Source organism: Escherichia sp. TC-EC600-tetX4, assembly GCF_019356055.1.
In the GTDB taxonomy this organism is placed as follows: Bacteria; Pseudomonadota; Gammaproteobacteria; order Enterobacterales; family Enterobacteriaceae.
The window spans coordinates 1,593,764-1,610,155 of sequence record NZ_CP079924.1; the positions used below are offsets into that span (position 1 = coordinate 1,593,764).

A 16,392-nucleotide genomic window follows, 5' to 3' on the forward strand; every position below is an offset into this window, starting at 1 on the left:
TCGCTAACTGATTTATAATTAATCAGTTAGCGATAAAACGCTTCTCGTCTGTCAGCACTTGCAATAACAAACTTAACTGTGGTTTTTCATCTTTCACTCTTTCACCACGTAAGTTGTAAGTGCGGTATTTACCGTTATTGTTCAGTACCAGCGTCTTTTTCGGGGTGGTAATTGCCAGCGTATCGTTATCCGCTGCGGTAACCCAGTAATGACGGCGTTGAGGGTTGAACAAATCCTGACCTTGCGAATATTCGCTGGCAGGTGTGCTGACATGTAGCAGGCGTTGCATCAGCGTCGTCATCAGATCGGTATGATCAGTCAGAGCATTAATACGCTGCGCCGGCGTGCCTGGCCAGTGAATCACTAATGGCACCTGCAGATGACCGTGGGACCAGTCAAAGGTTTCTTCCTCTTCGCTCAGTGGAATACCCCGACCGGCAGTGATAATCACCACCGTATTGTCCAGTTTGCCAGAATCACGCAGTGCATTGAGCACGCGGTTGATCTGGTCATCGACATTGCCTGCCGCCCGGCTATATTTCCGTGCAAATGCCTGCTGATTGCTGTCGTCAATGTTAGTACCATTGAAAGAAACCCACGAGAACCAGCGGTTATCTTCTTGTGCGTAGCGTCCCAGCCAGTTGATCCACTGCGTGGCGGTCTGCTCGTCGGATTGGGTGCGTACGCTCGGCATCGAGAAATCTGACAACAATGCCTGGCGATACAGCGGGCTGGTAAAGCCATCTGATGAGAATAACCCCAGCTGATAGCCTTGCTGATTAAGCGCAGTAATTAATGCCGCAGGCGTACGGGTCGACAGAATGCCGTCCATATAGCTCGGCGAGATGCCATAGAACAGGCCAAAGATGCCGTTGTCTGTAGTGTTGCCGGAGCTCATATGGCGCGTGAACGAAATATTTTGCTCAGCAAAACCTGCCAGCGCAGGCATCTGCTTCTCGAAGCGTGAGTAGTTCAGGCCATCGACAGTAATCAACAGCACATTCTGCCCGGTGCCCATATCGCGATAGCGCAGTTCGCTTAACGGATACTGAACGGAAACGGCGTCTGGATTACCTTGCTCAATAAGACGGCGTTGATACTCCTGCGCATCAAGCAGACCATGCTTCTCAAGAAAACGTCGCGCCGTCATCGGGTACGAAAGCGGCAGGTTAGCGCGCTGCATGGTGATCGGGCGATAGAAGTTGGCATCGGCCCAGATATACACCACATGCGAGGCGATAAAGGCGATAAATAAGAATGCGGCCAGCGGGCGCGCGAAGCGTCGACGACGCGTCAGGCTGCGCAGCTTTTGCCAGCTCCACGTCGCAAACACCAGTTCAAGCAATAAAATAACCGGCACGCTGATGAACATCAGCTGCCAGTCGCGCGCCATCTCATTTTCGTCTGGGTTGATAACCAGTTGCCAGACGATGGGATTAAGATGGAGATGGAAACGAGTAAAGACTTCGCTATCGATCAGTAATAGCGTCATTCCCGCCGTTGCCAGAATGACGGACAAAAACCTCATCAGCCTCTGGGAGCCGACGATAAAGGTCAGCGGGAAGAGGATCAGCAAGTAGGTGGCGAACACCAGGAAGCTGAAATGGCCGATAATGCTTACGTAGGAATAAATGCGACCAGCAAGCGTTGTCGGCCAGTCGGCGATAAACAGGTAACGGCTGCCAATGACGAGCGAAAGCAGAATATTGAACAGTGCAAACCAGTGCCCCCAACTGACCATCTGGGAGACTTTTTCACGGTAGCGCTGACGATGAGTTACCATAACCTGTTATCTGTTTCCCTTAGTGCGCTTTGTCTTCGTTGATAGAGGACTGTAAGGCGCGGGCAAAAGAGTTGGCAATTGCCTGGCGTTGGGCCGGGGCAATGCTGGTGTTGATAAGGTTAGTGACCATGTTGCCTAACACCATCAGGGAAAGGTCGGTCGGAGCCTTATGTTTTTCCAGTACGTTGAGCAGCTCTGCGAGCAATTGTTCAACCTGTTCATCACTGTAGCGGGAAATTTGTGGCATAAATCGAAATCAGTTAGTTGATGAAAGGGCAACATATTACCGTAGCAACGGTTTTTTTTCTGCTTTTTTATGCGTTAAATCATTCTCGTTACGCTGCCTTCTGTAAAATGACCGCCATCTTTTATTGCGTCGCTTAACCGGCGGTGGTTGAATACCGCCCGGTCTTAAAGGAGAGTTTATCATGAGTCTGGATATCAACCAGATTGCTCTGCACCAGCTTATCAAGCGTGATGAGCAGAACCTTGAGCTGGTGTTGCGCGATTCATTGCTGGAACCGACAGAAACCGTCGTTGAGATGGTGGCAGAACTGCATCGGGTCTATAGCGCCAAAAATAAAGCTTACGGCTTGTTTAGCGAAGAGAGTGAACTGGCGCAGACGCTGCGCTTACAGCGTCAGGGCGAAGAGGACTTCCTGGCATTTAGCCGCGCGGCAACCGGCCGCCTGCGTGACGAATTAGCGAAATATCCTTTTGCTGACGGTGGATTCGTGCTGTTTTGCCACTATCGCTATCTGGCGGTGGAGTATTTGCTGGTGGCAGTTCTGAGCAACCTGAGCAGTATGCGCGTTAACGAAAATCTCGACATCAACCCAACCCATTATCTTGATATCAATCATGCGGATATTGTTGCGCGTATCGATTTAACCGAATGGGAAACCAATCCAGAGTCCACCCGCTATCTCACTTTCCTGAAAGGGCGAGTAGGGCGCAAAGTGGCGGATTTCTTTATGGATTTCCTCGGGGCCAGCGAAGGGTTAAACGCGAAAGCGCAAAACCGTGGGCTGTTGCAAGCGGTTGATGATTTCACTGCCGAAGCACAACTGGATAAAGCAGAGCGACAGAACGTGCGCCAGCAGGTTTATAGCTACTGTAATGAGCAGCTGCAGGCAGGCGAAGAGATCGAACTGAAATCGCTGTCGAAAGAGCTGGCAGGCGTAAGCGAAGTGAGCTTCACGGAGTTTGCGGCTGAAAAAGGCTACGAACTGGAAGAGAGCTTCCCGGCAGACCGTAGCACACTGCGTCAGTTGACGAAGTTTGCCGGTAGCGGCGGTGGCTTGACTATTAACTTTGATGCGATGCTGTTAGGTGAACGCATCTTCTGGGATCCAGCAACCGATACCTTGACCATTAAAGGCACGCCGCCGAATTTGCGCGACCAATTGCAGCGCCGGACGTCTGGCGGCAATTAATCGGTTTTGTGTTCTGAATGCCAGATGCGGCGTGAACGCCTTATCTGGCCTGCAAAAAATAGCAATACCGTAATCAGGCATAATCTGCAGATACAAAAAACCCCGCCGGAGCGGGGTTTTTTACAACTTATTCAGCAATTAAGCGCGAACGAAGTCGATGTGCTGCAGCTTCGGTTTGTACGGGTGACGCTGTACGTCCTGAGCTTTAACTTTGATTTCTTTACCGTCAACAACGATGGTCAGAACTTCGCTGTAGAATTCAGCTTTAGCTTGCATGTTCATGACTTTGTCGTGATCCAGCTCGATAGCCAGCGGCGCTTCTTTGCCACCGTAGATGATTGCCGGGAACTTGTTAGCGGCACGCAGGCGGCGGCTCGCACCCTTACCCTGCTCTTTACGTACTTCTGCGTTGATAGTAAACATTTCTTTCTCTCTTAAATTAATCCTGCTACAGGCGACCCAGCAACAGGTAAGTGATCTGCTTTGCGTATGCAAAAGCGGGCGAGATTCTATACTCAATCGCCTTATACATCAATCAAAACTACCATTAACCGCGTAATTCGTGCGCCAGACGAAAACGACCTTCGTAATCGAACACTTTTTCACGCACCTGCCAGTACTGGCCTTTCATGCGGGCGACGACAAAATCCGGGTGTCGCAATAAGGCTTGCTGGGCGAGGATATCGGCGGCGGTGATCCAGCGCAGCGGGATGCCCGGTGTGCGCGTATGCGGGCGGATAAAAAGCTGCTCGAAGGCGGTACGCTGGGCAGGTGTTTGCAGACGGAAACGCTCACTCACATCCGCGCCGTCTTCATCGTAATAGGTGATTTTCAACCATTCGCCTTTCTCGTCGTGCCCATGTTGCAAAGACATGCCGCTACAGCGTAATACCAGCGCGTCTTTCAGTCGTAGCGCCGCTTTTAACATATCGTCCGGATCAACCAGTACGGTGTCACATTCGCGGCAGCGGCGGGCGGCAATATCGTTTTCCGCGTTACATTGCGGGCAATTTTTAAAACGGAAACGGAAGTCACATTGTTCGCGATGACCGTCGTCATCTTCAAACCATCCCTGACAGCGACGACCAAAGTGTTCAATCAATGTCCCGTCGGCGGTCGTTTTCCCCCAAAAGGTGTTGGCAAAACCGCAGGCAGGGCAGAAAACCTGTACCGGAACGTTGTCACTTTTGCCTTTTGGTGTACCAACTTCCGGCGCGTAGAGATCGTGAGGATTACCCGCATAATCAAGAATTAAGCAATCAGTCTTGCCCGGAGCGAGACGCAGACCGCGCCCGACAATTTGTTGGTAAAGACTCACTGATTCGGTAGGGCGCAGAATGGCGATAAGATCGACGTGCGGGGCGTCAAATCCGGTGGTCAGTACCGCGACGTTGACCAGATAGCGAAAACGCTGGGCTTTAAAATTTTCAATTAACACATCGCGCTCAGCGCCGGGGGTGTCGCCAGTAATCAGTGCTGCATCTTCGGCAGGCAGTAATCCCACAATCTCTTTTGCGTGTTCAACCGTCGCGGCAAAAATCATCACCCCTTTGCGCGTTGCAGCAAACTCCATAATCTGGCTGATGATGTGCGGGGTAATACGTTGTTGTTTTTTCAGCTCACGGTTGAGATCGGCTTCGCTGAACAGCCCGTTACTCTGTGCCTGCAAGCGGCTGAAATCGTATTGCACTACTGGCATATCCAGTCGTTCTGGCGGCGTCAGATAGCCGTGTTTAATCATATAACGCAGCGGCAGCTCATAAATGCAGTCACGGAAAAGGGCTTTCTCATCGCCGCGTACCATGCCGTGATAATGAAACTGGTAGATCCAGCCTTTGCCCAATCGAAAAGGCGTGGCAGTCAGCCCCAGCAGGCGTAAGTGGGGATTCACTTTTGTCAGGTGAGTGAGGATTTGCTGATACTGGCTCTCTTCATCGTCACCAATACGGTGACATTCATCGACAATCAACAGCGAAAATTCACCCTGAAAGGCATCAAGATTACGGGCGACAGACTGCACGCTGCCAAATACCACTTTACCGTGGCTCTCTTTGCGCTTTAGCCCGGCGGCAAAAATATCGGCTTCCAGCCCCAGCGCCTGATACTTTGCATGGTTTTGCGCCACCAGTTCTTTAACGTGTGCCAGCACCAGCACGCGACCACGAGCCAGCCGTGCCAGTTCCGCTATCACCAGGCTTTTACCTGCGCCGGTGGGCAGCACGATAACGGCAGGGGTTTTATGACGACGAAAATGGTTGAGCGTGGCATCCACGGCTTCTTGCTGATATGGGCGAAGTGTAAAAATCATGGTCTCGCGTAGGTAGATTATTCTGCTAATAGTATGCCATGGATCTTTTTCCCTTGAGGGATGTTATTAGACCGCTATACTGGGCAGACAACAGTTCAGATTTTCGGGTCAATGCCCGACCTCCGTTTTTACAGGCAAAATCACACACATGCGACTTGATAAATTTATCGCACAGCAACTCGGCGTTAGCCGTGCTATTGCCGGGCGTGAAATCCGCGGCAATCGTGTCACCGTCGATGGCGAAATCGTCCGTAATGCAGCGTTCAAACTGCTTCCTGAACATGATGTCGCTTACGATGGCAACCCGCTGGCGCAGCAACACGGTCCACGTTACTTCATGCTCAATAAGCCTCAGGGCTATGTTTGCTCCACGGACGACCCTGATCACCCAACGGTGCTCTATTTTCTTGATGAACCGGTAGCGTGGAAACTGCATGCGGCGGGGCGGTTGGATATTGATACCACCGGTCTGGTGCTGATGACTGATGATGGTCAGTGGTCGCACCGCATTACTTCTCCGCGCCATCATTGCGAGAAGACCTATCTGGTGACACTGGAATCACCTGTAGCTGACGATACGGCAGAGCAATTTGCTAAAGGCGTGCAGCTGCATAACGAAAAAGATCTCACTAAGCCTGCGGTGCTGGAAGTGATTACCCCAACGCAGGTTCGTCTGACCATCAGCGAAGGGCGTTATCATCAGGTGAAACGCATGTTCGCCGCCGTGGGTAACCACGTGGTTGAGCTGCATCGTGAACGTATTGGCGGTATTACGCTGGATGCTGATTTAGCCCCCGGTGAATATCGTCCGTTAACTGAAGAAGAAATTGCCAGCGTCGTCTAACTTTTCAATGACTTTCAGGAGCCCGTTGTGACCACCCGACAGCATTCGTCGTTTGCTATTGTTTTTATCCTTGGCCTGCTGGCCATGTTGATGCCGCTGTCGATTGATATGTATCTGCCCGCGCTACCGGTAATTTCAGCGCAGTTTGGCGTACCGGCGGGCAGTACGCAGATGACCCTCAGTACTTATATTCTGGGCTTTGCGTTGGGGCAGTTAATCTACGGGCCGATGGCAGACAGCTTCGGGCGTAAGCCGGTGGTGCTCGGCGGTACGCTGGTGTTTGCCGCCGCCGCGGTGGCGTGTGCGTTGGCAAACACCATCGATCAGCTGATTGTGATGCGTTTCTTCCACGGGCTGGCTGCGGCTGCGGCCAGCGTGGTCATTAACGCCCTGATGCGCGATATTTACCCGAAAGAAGAGTTCTCGCGGATGATGTCGTTTGTCATGCTGGTGACAACCATTGCACCGCTGATGGCACCGATAGTTGGCGGCTGGGTGCTGGTGTGGCTGAGCTGGCATTACATCTTCTGGATCCTGGCATTAGCGGCGATTCTGGCTTCGGCAATGATTTTCTTCCTGATTAAAGAAACCTTACCACCGGAGCGTCGTCAGCCATTTCACATTCGTACCACTATTGGTAACTTTGCGGCGCTGTTCCGCCATAAACGTGTCCTGAGCTACATGCTTGCCAGTGGTTTCAGCTTTGCCGGGATGTTCTCATTCTTAAGCGCCGGACCGTTTGTTTATATTGAAATTAACCACGTCGCGCCGGAAAACTTTGGTTATTACTTTGCGCTAAACATTGTTTTTCTGTTCGTGATGACCATCTTTAACAGCCGCTTCGTCCGCCGCATTGGCGCGTTAAATATGTTCCGCTCGGGGTTGTGGATACAATTTATTATGGCAGCGTGGATGGTCATCAGTGCGCTGCTGGGGCTGGGATTTTGGTCGCTGGTGGTTGGCGTTGCGGCGTTTGTGGGCTGCGTGTCGATGGTGTCATCCAATGCGATGGCGGTCATTCTTGATGAGTTTCCCCATATGGCGGGAACGGCATCTTCGCTGGCAGGAACCTTCCGTTTTGGCATAGGGGCAATTGTTGGCGCATTGCTTTCTCTTGCGACCTTTAACTCTGCATGGCCGATGATTTGGTCAATTGCATTCTGCGCAACCAGCTCCATTCTCTTCTGTCTGTACGCCAGTCGGCCGAAAAAACGGTGATCTATTGCACAACGAGGAAGCTAAAAGGCTTCCTTTGTTGATGCATGTCAACCACAAATCTATCATTCCCCCGATATATGTTTATTTTATGTAAAATCAATTTATGTAAAAAGTCACATCATTGTAGTTAAAAAGGTTGAGTTAGATCGCAGAAACGGGTACATATAGCCCCGCAAACGTGACCACGCCCGCAGATATTACTTAAATCAGAGCCATAGAGGCCACGCAGGCGAGGCATCAATCTTTACGATCTGTATAAAGACGGATTGTTGATGATGTGTTAAAATTGATGTAAACAAATTGTGAAGTGAATGTGCTTCCGGGGAAAATAAGTGACTTCATTACAACTCTCAATCGTCCATCGACTGCCGCAGAACTATCGCTGGTCTGCTGGTTTCGCAGGTTCGAAGGTTGAACCGATTCCGCAAAATGGACCGTGCGGTGACAACAGCCTGGTGGCGCTTAAATTGCTTAGCCCGGATGGTGATAATGCATGGTCGGTGATGTATAAACTAAGCCAGGCGTTAAGCGACATCGAAGTTCCATGTTCGGTGCTGGAGTGTGAAGGTGAGCCGTGCCTGTTTGTAAATCGCCAGGACGAGTTTGCTGCAACATGCCGATTGAAAAATTTTGGTGTGGCAATTGCCGAACCCTTTTCAAACTACAATCCTTTTTAAGCGTCAGCTCAACGCCAGTAGCTGACGCGTATACTCCTGCTGCGGTGTGGCAAACACGCGCGCGCACGGTCCTTGTTCCACTACTTCCCCTTGTCGCAGTATGATAACCTGATGACATAACGCGCGGACAACGTGCAAATCGTGGCTGATAAACAAATAGGCCAGTTGATGCTTTTGTTGCAATGATTTCAATAGCGTCAATATTTGCGCCTGTACCGTTTTGTCGAGTGATGATGTCGGTTCATCAAGTATGATCAGCGAGGGCTTAAGAATTAATGCCCTGGCAATCGCAATACGTTGTCGCTGACCACCAGAGAACTCCGCCGGATAACGGTGGCGTGTTTCAGGATCTAATCCCACTTCATGCATCACGGCTATCACTTGTTGTTCGCGTTGTGCGGCAGAAAGCGTCGGCTGGTGAACCCGTAAGCCTTCCTCAATAATCTGCAAAACGTTGAGTCGTGGGTTGAGCGAGGAGTTTGGATCCTGAAATACCACCTGAATGCGATGACGAATAGGTAACAGCTGGCGGCGATTTAAATTTTGCAGTGGCTGACCGTCAAAGATGATGCTGCCCTGAGAATTAATCAGTCGCAGCAGCGCCAGTCCCGTCGTACTTTTCCCGGAACCGGACTCGCCCACTAAACCCAGTGTTTCACCCGCTCGTAGCGTAAAACTGATGTTTTTCACCACCACATTATGATCCACAATGCGCTTCAAAATCCCTTTGCGAATGGGGAAGGCAACCTGAAGCTGTTCAACATCCAGCAACGTTGAGGCAGGTTCTGGCAACGGCACTGGATCGCCTGACGGTTCACTGTTGAGTAGCTTTTGTGTGTAAGGATGAGTGGGTGATGCAAATAGCGTAGCGGCGTAATTTTGCTCGACACAGCGACCGTTTTGCATTACCGCCACGCGGTGGGCCAGTTTTCTGACAATGCTGAGGTTATGAGTAATAAACAGCATGCCCATATTCAGCTCGCCTTGCAGTTCGCGCAACAGCTGTAAAATCTGCGCCTGGACAGAGACGTCCAGTGCGGTGGTCGGTTCATCGGCAATTAATAATTCCGGTCGCGTTAACAGCGCCATCGCAATCATCACCCGCTGCCGTTCGCCGCCGGAGAGCTGATGCGGATAATCTGTCAGCCGTTTTGCCGCCTGGCGGATACCAACGCGATCAAGGCAGTTAAGAATTTCGCCACGAGCCGCTTCCCGACGCATCCCGCGGTGGAGTGAAAGCACTTCATAAAGCTGTTTTTCCAGGGTATGCAATGGATTTAACGACACCATCGGTTCCTGAAAAATCATGGCGATCTTATTACCGCGTACACCGCGCAACGTTTGATCGCTGGCGTGAAGCAGCGATTCGCCATGAAAACGAATATCGCCGGAGAGATATTCAACCGGCGGGGAAGGGAGCAGGCGTAAAATTGACAGCGCGGTAACGCTTTTGCCTGAACCTGACTCACCCACCAGCGCCAGCGTTTCGCCAGCCTCAATCTGTAGTGAAACATCATTGACTACTGTACGTACGGTTTGCTGATGGCGAAAACCCACCGACAAATTTTCAATCGCTAACAGAGTTTGCGTCATGCTACACCGCCTTATTAGGATCAAATGCGTCGCGGACGGCTTCACCAATAAAGATCAGCAAAGACAATAATATCGCCACCGACAAGAAGGCGGTGATCCCAAGCCACGGGGCCTGAAGGTTATTTTTCCCTTGTAACAGCAGTTCACCGAGTGACGGTGAACCGAGCGGTAGACCGAAGCCGAGGAAATCGAGCGAGGTCAGGGTGGTTATCGAACTACATAAAATAAACGGTAAAAAGGTGAGGGTCGCGACCATGGCATTAGGCAACATATGACGCAGGATGATACTGCGATCGCTGACGCCAAGCGCCTGTGCCGCACGAATGTAGTCGAAATTACGAGTACGTAAAAACTCCGCCCGCACCACGCCGACCAGACTCATCCAGCCAAACAAGACAGTAATTGCCAGCAGCCACCAGAAGTTAGGCTGTACGACGCTGGAAAGTAAAATAATCAAAAACAGCGTCGGCATCCCCGACCATACTTCAATAAAGCGTTGTCCCCAGAGATCGACTTTACCGCCGTAATAGCCTTGTAGCGCCCCCGCCAGCACGCCCATCACGCTGGAACAGAGAGTCAGCATCAGGCCAAACAGAACCGAGATCCGCGTGCCATAGAGAATGCGTGCCAGCACATCGCCGCCGTTGGCATCCGTTCCCAGCCAGTTTTGCCGGGAGGGTGGAGAAGGGAAGGGCTTATTGGTAGCAAAGTTGATACTGGTAGCACCAAAGCGAATCGGTGCCCACAGTACCCAGCCGTTATTTTCCAGCCGTTGTTTCAGCCACGGGTCCTGATAATCAGCCTGACTTGCCAGCGGGCCGCCAAAATCGCTTTCGCTGTAGTTTTTCAATAACGGGAAATACCAACTGCCGTCATAACGCACCAGCAACGGTTTATCGTTGGCGATAAGTTCAGAACACAAACTCAAACCAAACAAGACGAGGAAAATCCATAACGACCAGTAGCCGCGACGGTTATGACGAAAACGCGCCCAACGGGCCTGATTGACGGGGCTGAGTCGCGACATTAACGTCCCTCAAAATCAATACGCGGATCAACCAGCGTATAGCTGATATCACTGACAATATTCAGCAGCAGGCCAATCAGGGTGAAAATATACAAGGTACCAAACATTACAGGATAATCGCGCGAGACGGTCGCTTCGTAGCCCAGTAAGCCCAGACCATTGAGTGAAAACATCACCTCAATCAGCAGCGAGCCGGTAAAAAACATGCTGATAAACGTCGCCGGAAAACCGGCAATCACCAGCAGCATGGCGTTGCGGAACACATGTTTCCAGAGAATATTTTTTTCACTTACCCCTTTCGCACGCGCGGTCACCACGTATTGCTTGCGCACTTCATCAAGGAATGAGTTTTTTGTCAGCATGGTCAGCGCCGCAAAGCCACCAATCACTGTCGCCAGCACCGGCAGCGTGATATGCCACAGATAATCGGTGATTTTCTGATACCACGGCAGCGAATCAAAGTTAGCGGAAACCAGGCCGCGTAGAGGGAACAGGTCGAAATAGCTGCCGCCCGCGAAGAAGACAATCAGCAGGATGGCAAACAAAAAGGCCGGAATGGCGTAGCCGATGATGATAAATGCGCTACTCCAGACGTCAAAGCGGCTCCCATTATAAACAGCTTTGCGAATGCCTAACGGAATCGACACCAGATAGATAATCAGCGTGCTCCACAATCCGAGGGTGATGGAAACCGGCAGACTGTCTTTAATCAGCGTCAGCACCGAGGCGCTGCGAAACAGGCTATCGCCAAAATCAAAGCGGATGTAGTCCCAGAGCATTTTGAAGTAACGTTCGTGGATCGGCTTATCAAAACCGTAGCGATGAGTGATCTCAGCGATCACTTCTGGATCTAATCCGCGTCCGCCACGGTAATTACTGTCGCTGATATTGCCGACACCCGTTTGCGCATGGCTGGCACGAACACCTTCACCGCCTGCGCCGGGTAATACTCCGGCATTACCAAACTCAATGGCGGCGATGGCCTGGTCGACCGGACCGCCAGGCGCAATTTGCACGATGAAAAAGTTGATGGTGATAATCGCCCATAATGTTGGGATCACCAGCAACAGACGGCGAATCAGGTAAGCGCCCATCTACTCTCCCTGTTTGCTGGCGGACGGCAGTTTGGCCGCTTTATTGACGTCATACCACCAGGTATCGATACCGAGGCTATAGATGGGGCGCACGGCCGGCTGGGAGAATTTATCCCACCAGGCGAGACGGTCTTCCGCCATGTACCACATTGGCAGCATGTAATAATTCCACGTTAATACGCGATCCAGTGCTCGCCCCAACGGCAGTAATTTTTCTTTATTTCCCTGCGCGGCAATAATTTGGTTGATCAGCGAGTCGATAACCGGGCTTTGCACGCCGGGGGCATTATAAGTGGAATTGATATATTCCGATGACCAGGAAATCTGTAAATCGGAACTGGGCCACGGCATCGCCCGCCATACGCGCGGCATCATGTCATAGTCGCGACTGCGCATGCGGTTAGTGATTTGCGAGTTATCCACCTTGCGAATGTCCATGTTGATACCCAGCCGTTGCAGGCTGTGCTGGAACGGCAATACCCACTGACTATTGCTGCTTGCGGGAAGCAATAATTCAAAGCTGAGTGGCTGACCCGTTGTGGCATTAACGCGTTGCTGACCCTTCAGCACCCAGCCCGCTTCGTTGAGAAGTTTGTCGGCTTTTAACAGGTTGTCACGATCGTAGCCATCGCCTTTGGATACCGGCGGCTGGTAGATTTGTGTGAAGACTTCTGACGGTAGATCTTTTTTCATTGGTGCCAGAAGCACCAGCTCCGCGGCGTCGGGGTAATTTCTGGCCGCGTATTCGGTATTCTGAAAATAACTGTTCGTGCGACTCCAGGCATTGTAAAACAACGCCTTGTTCATCCATTCAAAGTCAAAGGCGAGAGTGATAGCTTCCCGGACCCGGCGATCGCTGAATACCGGACGTTGGATATTAAACGCCAGCCAACGCGTATCCTGGGCTGATTCGTTCTTTTGCTCATCTTTGATGATGTATTTTTTATCGAAATTTTTACCGGTATAACGCGTGGCCCAGTTTTTGGCGTCGTTTTCCATACGCAAATCAAAGGCACCTGCTTTAAACGCTTCAAAGGCGACATTATCATCGAGGTAATAATCGTAGCGAATGGTGTCGAAATTCCAGCGTCCACGGTTTACCGGTAAGTTTGCTGCCCAGTAATCTTTCACACGGGAATAGACAATATTTTGCCCCATTTTCCAGGACGTAACGCGGTACGGACCACTGGCAAGCGGAGGCGTGGCGAGCGGGTCGCTAAGTTTGTGATCCTTCCAGTACTTTTCTGGAAATACCGGCAGCGAAAACAGACTCAGCATATCTTCTTTGCCGGGTTTAGCTAACTCAATGCGCACGGTTAACGGTGCAATGGCTTTGACGGTGGTGCCTTTGTAGACCAGACGAAATTGCGGCACGCCTTCGGTCATAAATTTTTGAAAAGTAAACTCTACATCGCGGGCAGTAATGGGCGAACCATCATGAAAACGGGCGCGCGGATTAATAGCGACCTCCACCCAGGAATAATCGTCAGCATAGCGTGCGCTTTCAGCAATCAGCGGGTAATAACTGCCTGGTTCGTCATCGGAAGTCGTAAATAGCGTGTCGTACAGCTGCTCGGTGCGTGCGCCCGGGTTGCCGCGCAGTGCATAGCGGTTGAAATTATCGAAGGTGCCGAGGGCTGACAACGTTATCTGCCCACCTTTTGGCGCGGCGGGGTTCACATAATCAAAATGGTTGAAATTAAACGCGTACCGGGGTTCGCCCAGCACGGCAAAGGCATAGCTTTCCTTGATAGCCTGCGCCTGCACACCAAAGGTGAACAGAGCGATAAACAGCAGCAGTATGCGCACAATCATCTGCAACGGATTTCCTTTTACTCATCATTAGCCGCAATCCGGCATGCTTTCACTATGAATAATAAGGGACGTAAGCACACCTTACCACTGCGGCGTATACGGTTTCTTTAGCCAGCGAACAAAATCGTCCAGCGGTAACGGGCGGCTAATCCAGTAGCCTTGCATGAAATTAACGCCGCGTTCGCTTAGCCATCGCGCCTGTTCCGGCGTTTCGACCCCTTCAGCAACCGTCAGCATATTGAGGCGTTTCGCCAGCGTCAGCACCGCGTCAAGTACGGGGGAAGTGATCGTTTCCGTACCGATGGCGTTGATAAATCCACGGTCAATTTTCAGATAATCGAGCGTAAAACGCTCAAGATAGATAAGCGCGCTGTGCCCGGTGCCGAAGTCATCAATAGCAATTTCTACGCCGACCGAGTGCAGCCAGGCGAAGAGTTGTGTGGCTTCTTGCTCTTTCAACATATCGCGCTCGGTAATTTCCAGCACAATCTGGAAATGGTGTGCGGGCAGGGAAGTGAGCAGTTTCTGGATATCTGCTTTAAAGCTTTCGCTGTGCAGATGGTCCGGCGCAATGTTAATACCAAATTTGACGCCTACCGGCAGCACTTTTTCTAATTCTGCGGCATCGCGGGCAATTAACTCAAACAGGTGCTGAGTCAGCGGCACAATCATCTTTTGCGATTCGGCAAAGTTAATGAAGGCATCCGGGGGAATTTCTCCCGCGACAGGATGCCGCCAGCGTAGCAGTACTTCCAGGCCCGTTACTCGCAAAGCTTGTGTATCCACCACCGGTTGATACGCCACGTAAAATTGTTCGCGCTTGATGGCGGTCATGATTTCTCTGCCGGGGCGCATACGTACGCTCATCAGGTAATAGCAGAGCAGGCCAACGACAGTTCCACTCATGCCGCCCAGTAAAAATGCGTACCACACATCGTTCCATGTCCAGTCATCTGCATAAAGCCGAACGGTCAGAGGAATGCCCGCAATTTTAGTTTCACGGACTGGCATGTCGGTTAATTCGTTAACGTTCATCAAACGTGAAGAAAAGGTAGATAGCGCAGTATTGCCAATAATGAGGGCGACGCCATCGTAATCTTCCTGCCGTGAACTATAAAAGAGTGAAGGCGTCAGGTTGAGATTCAGAGCGGCAAAGACGCCGCTATTTTTCAGCAAAGGGTTGCGATACCAGATGACGATTGCGGGTTTGTTCGGCACCATCGGCGTGCCGGGTAAGATCGCCATATCGACGTTTTTATTAATGTCGAGCGCCGGAATCAATTCATTGAGTGGAATGTCCATCTCACCGGTCGCAGATGAACAGAATGTTTTTTTATCTTTCACCAGCACAAACGTTCGGACATTCATGCTAAACGCTGCGCGGGCGGTCAGTTCGGGGTTAGCTTGCTGGCAGGTATCTAAGGTCAGCGGCTGGAGCCGGTCAGTAGTGGATTTCAGGTCGGCAAAATAGGTATCGAGATACTTTTGTACGTCGGTAATCAGTGTGTCGTATTTGACTTCGTGCTTATGCCAGGCCACTAAAAACTGAAGGCAACTCACCAGTATCGCAATCATTACGCCTGCAACAATGCAGGTAAGCAGGAGCTTACGTCCAAAATTGGGAGCGCGTATGAACATGATTCCGTTAATTTCCTGAAATTACGACAACATTTAAAAGATAACAATGACCGGACTATAGCCTGGATCAAGACGCGGAAACATCATTTTCTCTGATGAATGAAAACAAAAAAGCACTGCCTAAGCAGTGCTTTCAGTTAACTCGTCAGGATAGCCAAGGGATTGCATCCAAACGGTTTATTAGCTGCGGCTGAGAACCCGGCGTGCTTCGTTGTAACGCTTCTTCCAGTACGGTTCATTCATGCTGGAAATAATAACACCACTGCTGGTGGAAGCATGGACAAACTGATTGTTGCCGATATAAATACCGACATGGCGTCCCGTTGAACCGGCACGGAACAGAACTAAATCACCCGTACGCAAATTACTGCGGGAAACAGATTTACCCATTTCCTGCTGTTCGTAAGTCGAACGCGGAAGTTCTAAGCCAAATTGCTCACGGAATGTACGCTGTACGAAACCAGAACAATCGATACCTTTTTTAGTGCTGCCGCCCAGACGATAACGTACGCCTTTCCAGTCAGCATACTGATCCATAATTCGCGATTTTACGTCGACATTACGAACCAGGTTTTCAAATTCATCCTGAGAAGCTTGCAGTGATGATGTTTCACTACCCACTGCACGTGTCTCAGGATGCATATTCTTTGCGGTGTTATTTGCACTACATGCAGAAAGCAGAACCGCTACTGCAATCGCGGGAATCCCGCGCAAGATATATCTCAAAATCGGTTGAGATTTGACCATGTTGTTTGTTTTCCCTTGAAGTCCTTAACGACAAATATCGTTATAAAAAAATGCCAAGCGACACGAGACTAATTACCTGGGCATGTTGAAACAATTCCTTAAGGCCAAATCTGTGGACTAACGCACAAAATTATATGCTGTGAGGATAATCTACCGCCGAGGCAAAACGAGTTCGAGATTACCCGATTGGTGCGGTCTTGGCGAGCGGTTTT

At 50.8% G+C, this 16,392-nt stretch carries 14 protein-coding genes; 4 read left to right on the forward strand and 10 right to left on the reverse strand.

Features of this window, described 5'->3' with window-relative positions:
• Nucleotides 1-22: 22 nt before the first annotated feature.
• Both yejM and KXD89_RS07620 read right to left on the reverse strand, forming a co-directional pair.
• Nucleotides 23-1,783: an LPS biosynthesis-modulating metalloenzyme YejM gene (gene yejM / locus KXD89_RS07615; RefSeq protein WP_000256203.1), complete on the reverse strand. Its 1,761-nt coding sequence runs from the start codon at nt 1,781-1,783 to the stop codon at nt 23-25.
• Between the two features lie 19 nt (nt 1,784-1,802).
• Nucleotides 1,803-2,030 (reverse strand): YejL family protein, encoded by a 228-nt coding sequence (locus KXD89_RS07620; RefSeq protein ID WP_001135667.1) that lies wholly within the window; start codon nt 2,028-2,030, stop codon nt 1,803-1,805.
• Nucleotides 2,031-2,211: 181 nt separating this feature from the next.
• Here KXD89_RS07620 and yejK point away from each other — a divergent pair, with 181 nt between their 5' ends.
• Nucleotides 2,212-3,219 (forward strand): nucleoid-associated protein YejK, encoded by a 1,008-nt coding sequence (yejK, locus tag KXD89_RS07625; RefSeq protein ID WP_000050793.1) that lies wholly within the window; start codon nt 2,212-2,214, stop codon nt 3,217-3,219.
• A 138-nt stretch (nt 3,220-3,357) separates the two neighbouring features.
• Here yejK and rplY read toward each other — a convergent pair whose 3' ends face one another.
• Both rplY and KXD89_RS07635 read right to left on the reverse strand, forming a co-directional pair.
• Entirely contained in the window at nt 3,358-3,642 is a 285-nt protein-coding gene (rplY, locus tag KXD89_RS07630) for a 50S ribosomal protein L25 (protein WP_000494183.1), read from the reverse strand.
• Between the two features lie 124 nt (nt 3,643-3,766).
• Nucleotides 3,767-5,527 (reverse strand): DEAD/DEAH box helicase, encoded by a 1,761-nt coding sequence (locus KXD89_RS07635; RefSeq protein WP_000578061.1) that lies wholly within the window; start codon nt 5,525-5,527, stop codon nt 3,767-3,769.
• A 148-nt stretch (nt 5,528-5,675) separates the two neighbouring features.
• Here KXD89_RS07635 and rsuA point away from each other — a divergent pair, with 148 nt between their 5' ends.
• The 3 genes from rsuA (at nt 5,676) to KXD89_RS07650 (ending at nt 8,266) form a co-directional block, all read left to right on the forward strand.
• Nucleotides 5,676-6,371: a 16S rRNA pseudouridine(516) synthase RsuA gene (rsuA, locus tag KXD89_RS07640; RefSeq protein ID WP_001234850.1), complete on the forward strand. Its 696-nt coding sequence runs from the start codon at nt 5,676-5,678 to the stop codon at nt 6,369-6,371.
• 27 nt (nt 6,372-6,398) lie between these two features.
• Nucleotides 6,399-7,589 carry a multidrug efflux MFS transporter Bcr gene (gene bcr, locus KXD89_RS07645; RefSeq protein ID WP_000213361.1) on the forward strand — a complete coding sequence of 397 codons (1,191 nt, stop codon included), beginning with the start codon at nt 6,399-6,401 and terminating at the stop codon, nt 7,587-7,589.
• 332 nt (nt 7,590-7,921) lie between these two features.
• Nucleotides 7,922-8,266, forward strand: a complete 345-nt coding sequence (locus KXD89_RS07650) for a YejG family protein (protein ID WP_000202798.1) — start codon at nt 7,922-7,924, stop codon at nt 8,264-8,266.
• A 3-nt stretch (nt 8,267-8,269) separates the two neighbouring features.
• Here the strand turns inward: KXD89_RS07650 and yejF are convergent, their stop codons facing one another.
• The 6 genes from yejF to mepS form a co-directional block, all read right to left on the reverse strand.
• On the reverse strand, nt 8,270-9,859 hold the full coding sequence (gene yejF / locus KXD89_RS07655; RefSeq protein WP_000194927.1) for a microcin C ABC transporter ATP-binding protein YejF: 1,590 nt from the start codon (nt 9,857-9,859) through the stop codon (nt 8,270-8,272).
• A 1-nt stretch (nt 9,860) separates the two neighbouring features.
• Entirely contained in the window at nt 9,861-10,886 is a 1,026-nt protein-coding gene (locus KXD89_RS07660) for an ABC transporter permease (protein WP_000088923.1), read from the reverse strand.
• Entirely contained in the window at nt 10,886-11,980 is a 1,095-nt protein-coding gene (locus KXD89_RS07665) for a microcin C ABC transporter permease YejB (protein ID WP_000501604.1), read from the reverse strand. Before KXD89_RS07665 ends, KXD89_RS07660 begins: the two co-directional genes overlap by 1 nt.
• The gene (locus tag KXD89_RS07670; protein ID WP_000637046.1) at nt 11,981-13,795 is read right to left on the reverse strand and encodes an extracellular solute-binding protein; all 1,815 of its coding nucleotides are present in this window, start codon (nt 13,793-13,795) and stop codon (nt 11,981-11,983) included. It abuts the gene before it with no gap.
• An 81-nt stretch (nt 13,796-13,876) separates the two neighbouring features.
• Nucleotides 13,877-15,433: a cyclic di-GMP phosphodiesterase gene (locus tag KXD89_RS07675; RefSeq protein WP_000470560.1), complete on the reverse strand. Its 1,557-nt coding sequence runs from the start codon at nt 15,431-15,433 to the stop codon at nt 13,877-13,879.
• Between the two features lie 180 nt (nt 15,434-15,613).
• Nucleotides 15,614-16,180, reverse strand: a complete 567-nt coding sequence (mepS, locus tag KXD89_RS07680) for a bifunctional murein DD-endopeptidase/murein LD-carboxypeptidase (RefSeq protein WP_000241011.1) — start codon at nt 16,178-16,180, stop codon at nt 15,614-15,616.
• Nucleotides 16,181-16,392 lie beyond the last annotated feature (212 nt).